Raw genomic sequence first — 12,944 nt, 5'->3', positions numbered from 1 at the left:
ACTGACACACCCGCTCGATGCCTTCCGACTCCGCCAATCGCCGCCCCATTGCGGGCGTGTTTCGCACCACTGCCCACCACACCACGCGGTGGTGTGTGCGGCATGGCATTCGACCTAACTGGATATCGTACTCCTCGATGGTCGCCGCCGCCGTGGCAGCGGCAGCCTTCGCCCTGGGAGGAACGAACCTCGCGTGGCTGCTCGTCGGATGCGCCGGGTGCCTGGTTCGCCTGTGGTGCAACATGCTCGACGGCATGGTCGCCATCGAAGGCGGAACCAGTAGCCGCGAAGGTGAGATCGTCAACGAGCTGCCCGATCGTATTTCGGACGTGCTGATCTTTGTCGGGGTGGCGCTCAACCCCACTTGCAATCTCCACGCGGGTTACGCGGCGGCGATTGCAGCGTTGCTGGTGGCCTACGTCGGCATCATCGGGCAAACCGTCGGTGCGCCACGGCAGTTCGGCGGCCTGATGTCCAAGCCGTGGCGGATGGTCGTGGTGATGGTGGCCGCCGTGCTGACCGGCGTGTTGGAATCACCAGCAGACGTAAGCTGGTTCACGCTGGGCTGCTGGATCGTAGTCGCCGGGGCGGTGCAGACCATGTTCGTCCGACTGCGAAGCATCATGCAGTGGTTAAGCGAAGCATCCGGCAAGTGAATTTCACTTCTCGTGCGTTCGACGGATAAGTACAATGCGTGCTGGTGGCAGCGGGGTCAGAATCTGAGATCGCAGCCTGCAGACTTCCAACACCCGATGCCGCGGTAGCCGAGATGGACCCTCTGTTTCTGCAGTACTGTTGGATTCTAGGCGGATGCCTGTTGGCGGCCGCCGCGGGGATCGCGATTGCCGGGCTGGCGGGGCGCAACGTCGCCCGGGTGTGGCCCACCTATCGAAGCTGGCTGGTGATCATTCCGCTGGCTATGGCGATGATCTACCTCGGCCCGATCGCCGTGACGATCGGCTTTGCGGCGCTTTCGCTGGTCGGCTGCTACGAATACGCCCGGGCCACTAGCCTCACGACGCATCGCAGCAATATGATCGTAATGGGCCTGCTAGTGGTATTCACGTACGTCGCGCCGCTACTGTCCGGCGTGGTAGGGCAGGGGGGCGGTTGGAGCCTGTTCGCCGCCATGCCGGTCATCGCGATCGTAATGTTGTTCGCGGCGCGGGTGGTTCGAAACCAATCGGAGGACGGACTCACCGCGGTGTCGCTGGCACTGGTGGGATTCTTGCTGGTAGGGTGGATGCTGGCCCATACCGCGTGGATCGCACATTCGCCACACGCCACGGGGTTGCTGTTGTTCCTTCTGTTTGCCGTGGAAACCACCGACATCGCCGCGTTTACGTTCGGGTCGCTGCTCGGCCGGCATCCGCTCTGCCCGGCGGTCAGCCCAAACAAGACCTGGGAGGGCGCAATCGGCGCATTGGCCGTGGCTCTTGCGTTGCCGTGGCTGTTGCGATTTTCGTTCCCCAGCGACTTTCATTGGGCTCAGCTGCTGCTCGTCGGATTGTCGGTTGGTGTCGGTGGCCAGCTTGGCGACTTGTCCGTGAGTCTGATAAAACGAAGCGTAGGCGTGAAAGACATGGGCACCGCGATTCCCGGCCACGGTGGTGTGCTCGACCGAATCGACAGCCTGCTGTTCGCCGCGCCGATGTATTACTATTCGATAGGCACACTGGCAGGTACCTGACCGGCACGCTGCAAGTCGACTCCTAACAGCGGAAGTTCATGTGACAGCCGAAGCACTTACTCCGCCCGAGGCGACTCGCCCCGCGAACGAGCAGACGATGACGCTCGACGACGGCACGTCGCTGTTCTACCGCTACTGGGAACCGACCGCTGCTAGAGCCGATGCAAGCGCCCGCGCGGTGCTGTTGGTGCATCGCGGCCACGAGCACTCGGGGCGGTTCCTCGACGTGATCGACAAGCTGGGCCTCGACGATTGTTGGCTCTTCGCCTGGGACGCCCGCGGCCACGGGCGCAACGATGGCCCGCGCGGTTACGCCGAAGGAGTGGGCCAACTGGCGGCCGACCTCGATCAGTTCGCCAGGCACGTCTCGACGACTTACGATATTCCGCCGGAGAACTTCGCGGCCGTGGCGCACAGCATCGGCGCGGTGGTCCTCGCCACATGGGTGCACGACTACGCCCCGCCGCTGCGTGCGATGGCTCTGGTGGCGCCGGCGTTTCGCGTCAAACTGTACGTGCCCGCGGCGATTCCCGGGTTGCGAATGCTGCACAAGCTCCGCCCTCAGGCGAACGTCACCAGCTACGTTCGCCCCACCATGCTCACGCACGACGCGCAGGCGGCGGCCGACTACGCGGCCGATCCGCTCATCAGTTCGAGCGTGTCGGTGCAGTTGCTGCTCGACCTGCACGACACGTCGACGCGGTTGTTGGACGACGCGTCCGCCATTCACACGCCAACGCTGCTTTTAACGGCCGGCTCCGACTGGGTGGTTCGCACGCGGCCGCAGCAACAGTTCCTCCAGCGGCTGTCGGCCGACGACAAGCAACTGATGGAGTACCCCGGTATGTACCACGACCTGTTGCACGAGACGTGCGCGGCCGAGGCTTGCAGTGCGATTGGTCAATTCCTCCAGCGACACTTCGACCAGCCATCGCCCGAGCCAGTGCTGACCGACGCCGATCAGCGCGGGCCGTCGTTCGAGCGGTGGCAGCAGTGCGCCGCGACGCTTCCCGCGCTGCATCCCAAGTCGCTGTACTACAACGCCACCCGGGCAGTGCTTGGGACCATTGGTCAACTCAGCGATGGCGTTCGGCTGGGTTGGCAGAGCGGCTTTAACTCCGGGCGGACGCTCGATTACGTGTACGAGAACCGCCCCCGCGGCACCACGCCTATTGGCAAGATGGGCGACCGCGCGTATTTGAACTCGCCCGGCTGGTCGGGCATTCGCGTTCGTCGGCAGCACATGGACCAGTTGCTCGACGCAGCCATCCAGCAGCTCGCCGCCGACTCGCCCGATCGCCCGTTGCACATCCTGGACGTGGCCGCGGGCGCGGGGCGCTACGTGATGGATGCCATCGAGCGACACTCCGAAGTCGAGATCAGCGCCACGCTGTGCGATCAGGACACCGCGGCGCTCGACACGGGTCGCGCGGCTGCCGCCCAGCGTGGTCTCACGTCGGTCGAGTTCCGCCAGGCCGATGCGTTCGACGAAGAGCAACTTGCTGCCACGACGCCCAAGCCCGACGTGGCCATCGTATCGGGGCTATTCGAGTTGTTTGCGAGCAACGAGCCGATCCGTCACACGCTGGCCGGACTCGCGCGTGCGATACAGCCAGGCGGGTACCTGATTTACACCAACCAGCCGTGGCATCCTCAGCAGGAGCTGATCGCCAGGGCGCTACATGGCTTCGACGGCAAGTTGTGGGCCATGCGTTGCCGCAGCACGGCCGAGATGGACCAACTGGTCGCGGCTGCCGGCTTCGAGAAGCAGCAGATGCGGATCGACCGCTGGGGAATCTTCACCGTTTCACTCGCCAAAGCTCGTTAGACCATGCTGCCCTTCGACCCCGAAACGCTGTCGAACTACTTCCGGCTGATGAACGCCCATGCGCTCGCCCAAACCTATCGCGGCGCGCTCGATTCCGGCCTGGCCGACGCTCTGGCCAGTGGCCCGGCGACGCTCGACCAACTTTGCACCACGTGCCAGCTTCAGCCGCGGGGCGCGGAGGTCGTCCTCGACGTACTGCAAGCCGCCGGACTCGCCGAGCACGATGGCGACGAGTATCGCGCGGCGCCGCTCCTCGAGATTTTGCTTTCGGGGCATTACCGCGAGTTGGGCGACCAGTACTGGCAGCATCTGCCGAAACTGTTGACCAGCGGCGATCCGATGGCCGCGATGGACTCGGTAGACGACAGCGAAGAGCACTACCAGACGCAGGCGATGGCTCTCGGCTGGATGATGGTTCCCGCGGCGCAGGAGGCTGCCAAGATTCTCGCCGAGCAGTGCTCGCTCGATGGTGCGCAGGTGCTGGACGTCGGGGCGGGATCGGCTGTGTGGAGTCTCGCGCTCGCCAAATCGATACCGACGCTCAAAGTCACGGCCATCGACTGGCCGGCGGTGCTTGAGGTGGCTCAGCAGTTCGCCGCGTTCGCCGCTGTCGACGACCGACTCACCTGCCTACCGGGTAACTACCACGAAGTTGAGCTTCCCGCGCAAAGCTACCAACTGGCCATCGTGGCCAACGTGACTCACCTGGAAAGCGCCGAGAACACCGTGCAGTTACTCAAGCGAGTGCGCGCGTCGCTCGTTCCCAGCGGCCACGTAGCAGTGATTGACGCCCTGGCCGATTCGCCGGAACAGGACCGCGTGGCGCATGGTTTGTACCGACTGGGCCTGGCGCTGCGCACGCAGCAGGCGCGGGTTCACACTCGCGACCAGTTACAGCAGATGCTTGCCGATAGCGGTTTCGAGCACGCCGAGTACCACCCGCTCGCCGCCCCGCCGCACATGGTCGGCATGCTCCTGGCCCGCGCGAGGCAGTAGTTCATTTACCGCATCGGCCGCCAAACGCGGCCTTTACCGACATCAGGAAACTCCCATGAACCGCCAAGTCCTGCTTGCAGTGTTTGCTGTCGCGTGTCTCACAGCGCCGCGAGTGCATGCCGACGAACGCCAGGCCGATCGCGATGAGTTGCTCAAGCTGAAAGCCATCGCCGAGAAGGCGATGAGCGAGGAAGATCAGATCAAGACGCTCGGCCCGCACGTTACCGACGACTTTTCGATCGTCACGTTCACCAGTCGGCAATTCGACGACTTCGATGTATTTGTGAAAGAGTGGAACATCTCACGAGAGAACTTCCTCCAAGGCGGGACGTATTCCGTGACGCTCGAGCACGAGCCGGCCATCTTTGATGGCGACATCGCCACCTGCCACGGCAACTCGACGAACGTCATGACCACCGGAGATGGTACGCGATACGAGTTCCAGTCGCCCTGGTCGGTCGTGTTGCGCAAAGAGGGCGGCGAGTGGAAGATCCTCCGCGCCCACAGTTCGATCGACCCGTTCTCCAACCCTGTGCTCGACGCCAACATCCGCAAGTACCTGTGGATGCTCGGCGTCTGCACCGGCTTCATTGGGCTGGTGGTCGGACTGGTGGTCGGGAAGTGGATCGCCCGTAGCAAAGCCAAACCGGCCGAGCCAGCTTAGGGAGAATTAGACGCGAATATCCGCGACTGATTACTAACCACTCGGCTGCGCTTGTGGTTGACCGCCCGGCTGCTGCTGGCCGGGTTGTCCCGGTTGCTGCCCGCCGGGTTGCTGTTGGTTGTTGGGCTGTTCGGGCTTCTCGGGTTTGCCGCCCACCCAAGGGGTGCCGAACGCCTCGGTGAGCGCCTTCTGTAGGGCCTCACTCGATACGCCGCCGTTCACTGTGTGAACGGTCACCGAAGTGTCGGGCTTGGCGGCTTCGTCCAGGCTGTTGACGATCTGCAGCACGCTTTCGAACAACTCTTCCTGCACCGAGATGATGATGGTGTTGGAAATCTCGTCGACGCCCACCGACAGCGCGCCCTGGAAGCCCACCTTCACCGGCGTGGGCCGCTTGGCCGTGTCGCTGCTGGAATTTTGCTGACCGTAGCGAATGATGGTGGTCGTCTCTTTGGTGGTCGCGGAGCCTTTCTTGTCCTCGGTCTCGAACTCCTTGTCGCGGGAACTCAACAGGTCGCGATACACCTCTTTGAGCGCCGCGGCCACGACCTTCGCCCGCGAGTACTTGAGCTTGATCGCCGCGGTGCGGCGGGTGGCCGCATCGTCGTCTTCCGAAGGCTTGTCGTACTCTTTGATCAGCGTTTCGATCTCATGCAGTTGCGAGGGCGACGCGTTGGCCACCAGCAGCGTGTTGCTGGTCGGATCCCAGTCGAGTTGCAGCTTGCGACGCTTCGACATCTGCGGCGAGACCGACTTCGATTTGCCAGGGATGTACTCCCAGATGTAAGTATCGAAGTAGCCATCGGTGTCCTCGCCCTTCATTTCTTCCTTGTAGAGATTTTCGAGCGTCAAATAGATGCTGTACGCGCGAACGTAATGTATCTGGAAGATGCGAAATCGCTCCTGCGGCGGAAGTGTCGACTCGATTAACTCCTCCAACTGGTTGAGCGCCTCGGTGTCTTCGCTGGAGAGCACCAACCGGCCGTCGGGGGCGATCTTCACCGTGACGGGCGGCTCGTTGTTGGGCTCTGACTCTGGTGTTGCTTGCGGCGCCGATTCCACGGCGAACTGGAACACCTTGCCGTCCGCGGCCTCGGTGCGGGTTTCGCGGTCGGTCGGTACAGTCGATTCGTTAGGACCCGCAGCAGGCGGTCGAAGCTCTACGCCAGCGGGGCCTTCGATCAACAGTTGGTTCTTGCCGGCCTGGGGCCACAGGCGGCGCAGCTCCTGCAGCAACTGCGCGGTCTCCTCCGGCGGCAGCGCATCGACCACGCGAATGCGATCTCCTTTGTCCGGCTCGTCGAGTGGCTCGCCGATCTTCAGCAGGAAGTCCCGCACCTCCTGGAGTTGCTCAGGCGTGGCGCGGACGATTAGGCGGTTGTTTTCGATGTCCGCATCCACTCGCACGTCGGTCGGCGGCTCGTCCTGGTTTTGCTCGTAAGGATTGTAACCCCAAGGATCCCAGCCGCGATAACGATTGTTGTTGTCCTTCTCTTCCTTCTTCGGCGCGAACATCGTCCGCAGCGTGCCCGCCACCGCGTCGGCGGGGTGCTTCCGCAGCGTGAACACCATGGTCTCCATGCCCGCCTCATCGAGTTGCTCGATCATCTGGGCGATCTTCTCGTGGTCGGCCTCCGTGGCCCGCGCGAATAGGATATCGGCGCGGTTATCGGCGCGCAGTTCGGTCAGCGGGCTCAGGTCGCCGATCTCTTCCAGCGTCGAAAGCAGCGTCCTGGGGTCGATGGTTTCCAGTTTGTAGCTCCGCGGCACGCGATGGCCCGCCAATTCCGCGATGTCCACCGACTCGCCGCCCGCTGGTACGTCCAGCAGTTCGATCGTGCGTCGGATCTTCTTGAGTTCCGCCGGCGGAGCGTTGATCAGCACGCTGTTGCGATGCGAGTTGAACGCCAGGAACACCTGCGGGCCGTCCTTCTGCAGCATCTTCGAGATATCCTTGCCCGCGCCCTGCATCTGTTGCAGCAGTTGCATCTTCTGCTGCTGCACGGCCAATTCCTGCTGCGACGGCCGCGACGCGGGGTCGAGTCCCAGCACCACGTACAGGATGTCGATGATTTTCTCCGCCCGACGATGCTGCAGAACAATCTCTACCGGCACGACCTGGCCATCGGTCGCCAGGCGTTCCTCGTTCAGGATCGAGCTGACCAGCCGCGCGCTGGCCACGGTGGAGATCATCAAAACGCGCCGCGTGGCTGGTAGCGGAATCACCTTGGCATGCGCGCTGGCAGTCTTCTTGATGTCCTCGGCCGCTGCGGCCACCTCCACGCCCTCGGGTAGCGCAAACGTGATCTTCACGAAATCGTACGGTTGCAAGTCGTACAGGTCTTCTTCCTCGACGCGCGGCACAAGGCTCGGGTCGAGTTGGTCGATCTTGAACACGCTGAGCACTTCGCCGGCGAGGATCATCGTGTAACCGCGGGCGTGCAGTTGGCGGTTAATCAGGTCGCGTGCTTCGGGCAGCGTGTAGGCCCGCTGCGTGGAGAGATTCAGGTAGCCCTTGGGCAGTTCGGTCCAATCGAGGCTGTAGCCGGACACGTTGGCCAGCCACTGCAGCACGTCGGGCCAGAGTTGGCCGTTGAAGCTGAACGTTACGCGGCCGCTCGAGTCGGGCTCGGCCTCGAGTTCCCTGGGATCAGCAATCTTGGGTGGCTTGTCGGGACGAGTGATCGTTTGAGTTTGTTCGCCTTGCGCCTCGTCGGGCTTCTTTTCCTCGCCGCTTTCGTTAGGCTTGTTCTCCTCGTTGGGCTGCTCGCCCTGTTGGTCGGGGGGCGTCTGGTTGCTGGGCTGAGGCGTCGCGACCACACCCGGCTGCGGACCGCTCGCAGGTTGCACGCCCGGCTGACCGGGAGCGGGAACAAAACCGCCTCGAACGGGCTGCTGCGCCGTGACGGAGTTGGCCAACTGCAGCCCCATCAGCACCACAGCGATCGCACAAATCGCCAGCCACCTGCATCTCGCGAACACGCCAAGCCCCTTCCCGTGAGAATTCCAGCCGCCCACCACCATCCGCCGGCCGCCCGTCAGTATAGGGGCCGACCGGTAGCCCTGACAACTTAGACGCACGGCGCCAGCCAATGGGTCCGAGAATCGTGAAACATTTCGCAGAAATCGGCGACTTTATTGCATCGCCCGCTGTGGCGTGGGCAATTCTCGCTTCACGTTAAAGATGGTCGCCAGCATTTAACGCTCGAATCCATCCGACAAGTTGCCGCCCGCTCTCGACCACATTACACTGTGCAGGCCATGTGATCGCACGGTACTAGCACGATTTTTCGCAACGGGGAGAGGACCAAATGAAAGCTCAAACTGTGCTGTTCGCTGCTGTTGTTGTTCTGAGTACGTCCACGAAGGCCGACGTTATTGTGGGCACCGCGACAGGACTGGCCCAAGTGCGCGTGATCGATGCCAGATCGGTTGGTTCGGGCGTGGCCACGCCCGACGACATTGTGTTCGACACGTTGCCATTCGGCACTGCTAGTACGGGGGCGAGGGTGGCGGCCGGTGATATCAACAGCGATGGCATTCCCGATATCATCGTTGGTCAAGGCCCCGATTCATCCGTACCTTTTTCCGCCTCCGACGTGACGATTCTTGACGGCCAGGACGGCATCCCACCCAGTAGCTTCACGCCCTTCGATGTCCGGTACAACGGCGGCGTCAACGTCGCTGTTGGCGACGTGAATAACGACGGAGTCAACGACATCATCACCGGCACTGCTTCGGGGAGCTCTCAAGTGCGTGTGATCGATGCCGATCCAGGTGGCTCCGCCACCGATCTTGCCAGCTTCTTTGCATTTACCACGTCTTACACTGGTGGAGTGACTGTCGCCAGCGGAGACGTCACTGGCGATGGCAATGCCGACATTATCACTGGCGCGGCGACGGGGCTGGCCCAGGTGCGCGTGATCAACGGCACCATGTTCGATCAAACCACACCCGGCGGCGTGATTGACAACTCCGCCTTGGTGTCCGACTTCTTCGCTTTCACCACGAGCTACACGGGCGGCGTGAACGTAGCCGCTGGAGATGTGAACGGCGACGGCTTCGACGATATTATCGTCGGCGCTAGCACGGGTACTGCTCACGTGCGGGTGATCGACGGCACCAAGCTCGATCAGATTCATCCAACTTCCTCAGAAATCTCCAACGAAGCGCTACTTGGCAGCTTCTTTGCGTACGATTTTGGATTCACAGGTGGCGTGAATGTCGCGGTAGGCGACGTGAACGGTGACGGTTTGGACGACATCATAACTGGCGCCGCGACCGGACTGGCACACGTGCGCGTGATTAATGGGGCAGCGCTGCCATCCCTGAGTGGAGTGCCCGAGTCGACCGATATGCTGGCCGACTTTTTTGCGTTCGATCTCAACTACTCCGGTGGAGTCTACGTCGCCGCTACGGACCATGTGCCCGAACCGTCGTCCCTCGCACTGGTCGGATTGCTCGGCGTAGTCGGCGTGTTGTGGACGCGCTGGAAACGATAGACCCCGAGTTACCCGCGGCTAGCGCCGTTGCCTCACCAGTCCCGATCACATCGCTGCCAGCACAGCATCCGTGTACTCGGTCGTGCCGGCCGAGCCGCCCAGGTCGCCGGTGACTGCTTGGCCTTCGGCCATGACCTTGCGGACCGCGGCGTCGACACGGTCGGCGGCGTCTTTCTCGCCCAGGAAGCGGAGCATCAGCACCGCGCTTTGGATCAGCGCGGTGGGATTCGCCAGCCCCTTGCCGGCGATGTCCGGCGCGGTTCCGTGCACGGCTTCGAACACGGCCGCGTTGTCGCCCACGTTGGCGCTAGGCGTCACGCCGAGTCCGCCAACCAGACCGCTGGTCAGGTCGCTCAAGATGTCGCCGAACAAGTTTTCCATCACCAGCATGTCAAACTGGTGCGGGTCGATCACCAGCTTCATCGCGGCCGCGTCGACGATGCAGTCGTCGAACTCGATGTCGCTGTACTCGGCCGCAATTTTCTTGCAAGAATCGAGAAACAGCCCGTCGCTCAGCTTCAGGATGTTCGCCTTGTGCACGCAGGTCACGCGTTTGCGTCCTTGCCGGCGGGCGGTGTCGAAGGCGAACTTTGCAATCCGCTCAGAGGCCTTCGCGCTGATCACTCGCAGGCTCTCCACCACCCCCGGCACCACGGTGTGCTCCAAACCGCTGTAGAGTCCTTCGGTGTTTTCACGAATAACGATCAGGTCGACGTCGTCGTACCGCGACTTGATGCCCGGGATGCTCCGCGCGGGGCGAAAATTTGCGTACAGTTCGAGCTTCTGCCGTAGCGCGACGTTCACACTGCGAAAGCCCACACCGCTGGCGGTGGCCGTCGGTCCTTTAATCGACGCATCGGCCCCGCGAATCGCTTCGAGCGTGGCCTCGGGCAGCGGGTCGCCGGTCGCTTCGAACGTGCCCAGCCCGGCTTGGGCCTCCTGCCAATTGCACTTCACGCCCGTCGCGTCGACCACCCGCATCGCAGCGTTGACGACTTCGGGGCCAATTCCATCTCCGGGGATATAAACAATGTTGTACATGTACTTGTGGGTTGTTGAGTGTGAGCCGACGGCGCTAGCCGCGGGCGATAGGTTTTAGTTCTATTTGTCGCGCTGCCAGAACTTCCAACGAACGGCGGGGCGATTTTGGCTTGCAAGTATTTCAAAACTGCGGGAGTCGTCACACATATCGTACCGAAATCCTACCCGTTGGCGAGCGAGTTCAATGGGCACATCGAAAACGTAGTCGCATTCGTCGTCATTGAGCTGCTTCTGAAGCAGCTTGTCTCGCAGTCGGGGAAAACCCTCCGGTGGTTCACCGCGTACGTCCAGGTGCGCACTCCCGGATTGGCAGTCGTGTTCCACGGACCAGATTCTCTTGCCATTCCGCCATTCACTCGCGCCACAGGCCATGACCGTCTCATTGAAGTGGCAGGCCACTAGTTCACAACTCTGAGAGAGCGTTCGAAGTGTGCGGTCTCGTAGGTAGGCTGAGTTGTTCGCCCACACCAAATGCCAATCATCCCGCAATTCGCATCTGGAGAAAGATGCTTCTGGAACCTCCTCGAACTCGCCGGTTGGATTCAATGACAATTGCTGAAGCACTTCATCGGGGGCTTTGCCGCGAGTGGCGAGCCAACACGCTCGAAATCCCATGGAAACATCCCCTTACTCCCGAGCATCCATCGAAAACCAAACTGTCGTGCCGGCCACTTGCTGGGCGTCGTCGCTGCCGTCGGCGCGGACGACGTCTTTCACGGTCATCGCGGGCGAGTCGCCTTCGGCGTTTTCGATCTTCTCGTACAGCGCCTCGTCGGAGGTCACTTCGGTGAGCGCCCGCTTGGCCGCCAGGGTGGCGTCGCTGGCTTCGACCAGCAGCCATCGCACAAAGCCGTACTTGTCTTGCTCGCCTTCGACGGTCACGAGCAGGTTGGCGGCTTCGATGGTTACCAGGTAGTCGGACATCGGCTCACTCCCTTGCATCCATCGGCACCGTGAGCGCGCTGGCTCCGCCGGCAGTGACGCTCACCACCAGGAAACCGTCTTCCGGTGGGCCTTCGGCAAACACCGGAGCCAGGTACTCGAACGTCTCGGGCACCTCGCGCTTGCACTCCCGCCAGCTCTCGGCGCGGGCGTAGACGGTCGTTTCGCCGTCGGGGTTGTTGGCAATCGCGTCGTCCACCGCATCGTCGCCCAACCAAGCGCGGGCGATCTGGCCGCCGATCTCGTCTTCGCAGTCAACCAGAATCACGACCGGCGACTTCACGTTGCGCTCGACGGCCTGTTCGAAGGTTTCGAACAACAGCGCAAGGCTCGATTCGGCTAGTTCCTGCTGCTGTTCTAACGGATCCTGAGACATTGCAAATTGAAAACTGAAAAATGCAAATTTCAAATTGCGGCGGGAACCCTTCCTCGCCAACTTGCAACTTTCATTTTGCAATTTGCCATTTGAAATGATCTGACACAAAAAACAAGGCTCGGCCACCCGTGGGGGGCGACCGAGCCTTGCTAAATCGAAGTTCTTAGTTCAACCGTAGAAACCTTTACTGGGTGAGCTGCTTGAACATCTGAATGCCTTGTCGCAGGGTGGTGGGCACTCCGCCGCCGCCACCGCCAGGGTTTCCGCCACCCGGGTTTCCGCCGCCACCGCCGCAACCAGGGTTGCCGGGGTTGGTGGGAGGAACTGGGTAGCCACCGCCACCGCCGCAACCGGGATTCGGCTGAGGGTACCAGTTGCCAGGCGGAGTGAAGCCAGGGTTCGGATTCACTTGCGGATTGACAAACTGCGTGGGCTGCCCAGGGATCTGGGTGGGGATTCCGCCGCCACCACCGCCGCCACCGAAGTTGTCACGAGGGTAGCACACGACTTGGGTGAAGTTGCCGGAGCGAACGTCTTTCACCTGCATGCGGGCGGTGCCAGGGTTCGTGGCGACCATCGTGGTGGGGATGCCAGGGTTGCCAATACCGCTGGTGGTGGCCTGCTGCAGGATGTTAAGTGCCTGCCAATCGTTGTTGGCGTTGTTGAACCTCTGGCCATTGACGCTGTAGATCATATCGCCAGGTTCGAGTCCGGCCTGGGCGGCAGGGCTGTACGGCGTGACCGACGTCACCCGCAGGTACTTACCCCAGCCGACATTGGTGAGTTGGACGCTCATTCCGAACTGCCAGCGATTCTGGGCTTGGGCCGATGCGGCGAGCGAGACAGTAGCAACAGCAACGAGCAACAAGTTTTTAACAACGCGAGACATGGTAGGCTCCTTTCAA

General features: G+C 62.1%; 11 protein-coding genes. 6 read left to right on the top strand and 5 right to left on the bottom strand.

The window, feature by feature from the left end:
• Window positions 1–17 precede the first annotated feature (17 nt).
• The 5 genes from ACQK2L_RS15515 (at window position 18) to ACQK2L_RS15495 (ending at window position 5,178) form a co-directional block, all read left to right on the top strand.
• The gene (locus ACQK2L_RS15515; RefSeq protein WP_425397934.1) at window positions 18–656 is read left to right on the top strand and encodes a hypothetical protein; all 639 of its coding nucleotides are present in this window, start codon (window positions 18–20) and stop codon (window positions 654–656) included.
• A 113-nt stretch (window positions 657–769) separates the two neighbouring features.
• Complete coding sequence (locus ACQK2L_RS15510) at window positions 770–1,690, top strand: phosphatidate cytidylyltransferase (RefSeq protein ID WP_425397933.1); 921 nt, start codon at window positions 770–772, stop codon at window positions 1,688–1,690.
• Window positions 1,691–1,730: 40 nt separating this feature from the next.
• Window positions 1,731–3,518 carry a bifunctional alpha/beta hydrolase/class I SAM-dependent methyltransferase gene (locus tag ACQK2L_RS15505; protein ID WP_425397932.1) on the top strand — a complete coding sequence of 596 codons (1,788 nt, stop codon included), beginning with the start codon at window positions 1,731–1,733 and terminating at the stop codon, window positions 3,516–3,518.
• A 3-nt stretch (window positions 3,519–3,521) separates the two neighbouring features.
• The gene (locus ACQK2L_RS15500) at window positions 3,522–4,514 is read left to right on the top strand and encodes a class I SAM-dependent methyltransferase (protein ID WP_425397931.1); all 993 of its coding nucleotides are present in this window, start codon (window positions 3,522–3,524) and stop codon (window positions 4,512–4,514) included.
• Window positions 4,515–4,569: 55 nt separating this feature from the next.
• The gene (locus ACQK2L_RS15495; RefSeq protein ID WP_425397930.1) at window positions 4,570–5,178 is read left to right on the top strand and encodes a YybH family protein; all 609 of its coding nucleotides are present in this window, start codon (window positions 4,570–4,572) and stop codon (window positions 5,176–5,178) included.
• 33 nt (window positions 5,179–5,211) lie between these two features.
• Here ACQK2L_RS15495 and ACQK2L_RS15490 read toward each other — a convergent pair whose 3' ends face one another.
• Entirely contained in the window at window positions 5,212–8,160 is a 2,949-nt protein-coding gene (locus ACQK2L_RS15490; protein WP_425397929.1) for a secretin N-terminal domain-containing protein, read from the bottom strand.
• 329 nt (window positions 8,161–8,489) lie between these two features.
• On the opposite strand from ACQK2L_RS15490, the gene ACQK2L_RS15485 reads away from it, so the two are divergent.
• Complete coding sequence (locus tag ACQK2L_RS15485; RefSeq protein ID WP_425397928.1) at window positions 8,490–9,680, top strand: FG-GAP-like repeat-containing protein; 1,191 nt, start codon at window positions 8,490–8,492, stop codon at window positions 9,678–9,680.
• Between the two features lie 45 nt (window positions 9,681–9,725).
• Here the strand turns inward: ACQK2L_RS15485 and ACQK2L_RS15480 are convergent, their stop codons facing one another.
• From ACQK2L_RS15480 to ACQK2L_RS15465, 4 genes are all read right to left on the bottom strand, one after another.
• Window positions 9,726–10,721, bottom strand: coding sequence for an isocitrate/isopropylmalate dehydrogenase family protein (locus ACQK2L_RS15480; RefSeq protein WP_425397927.1), 996 nt, complete (start codon window positions 10,719–10,721; stop codon window positions 9,726–9,728).
• A gap of 627 nt (window positions 10,722–11,348) precedes the next feature.
• Window positions 11,349–11,645 (bottom strand): hypothetical protein, encoded by a 297-nt coding sequence (locus ACQK2L_RS15475; RefSeq protein WP_425397926.1) that lies wholly within the window; start codon window positions 11,643–11,645, stop codon window positions 11,349–11,351.
• A gap of 4 nt (window positions 11,646–11,649) precedes the next feature.
• Window positions 11,650–12,039, bottom strand: a complete 390-nt coding sequence (locus tag ACQK2L_RS15470) for a hypothetical protein (protein WP_425397925.1) — start codon at window positions 12,037–12,039, stop codon at window positions 11,650–11,652.
• A 184-nt stretch (window positions 12,040–12,223) separates the two neighbouring features.
• Window positions 12,224–12,928, bottom strand: coding sequence for a PDZ domain-containing protein (locus ACQK2L_RS15465; protein ID WP_425397924.1), 705 nt, complete (start codon window positions 12,926–12,928; stop codon window positions 12,224–12,226).
• Window positions 12,929–12,944 lie beyond the last annotated feature (16 nt).

Source organism: Aeoliella sp., from assembly GCF_965227375.1.
In the GTDB taxonomy this organism is placed as follows: domain Bacteria; phylum Planctomycetota; class Planctomycetia; order Pirellulales; family Lacipirellulaceae; genus Aeoliella.
Note: the sequence above shows the minus strand (reverse complement) of the source record. Positions and strands in the feature narration are given on the sequence as shown.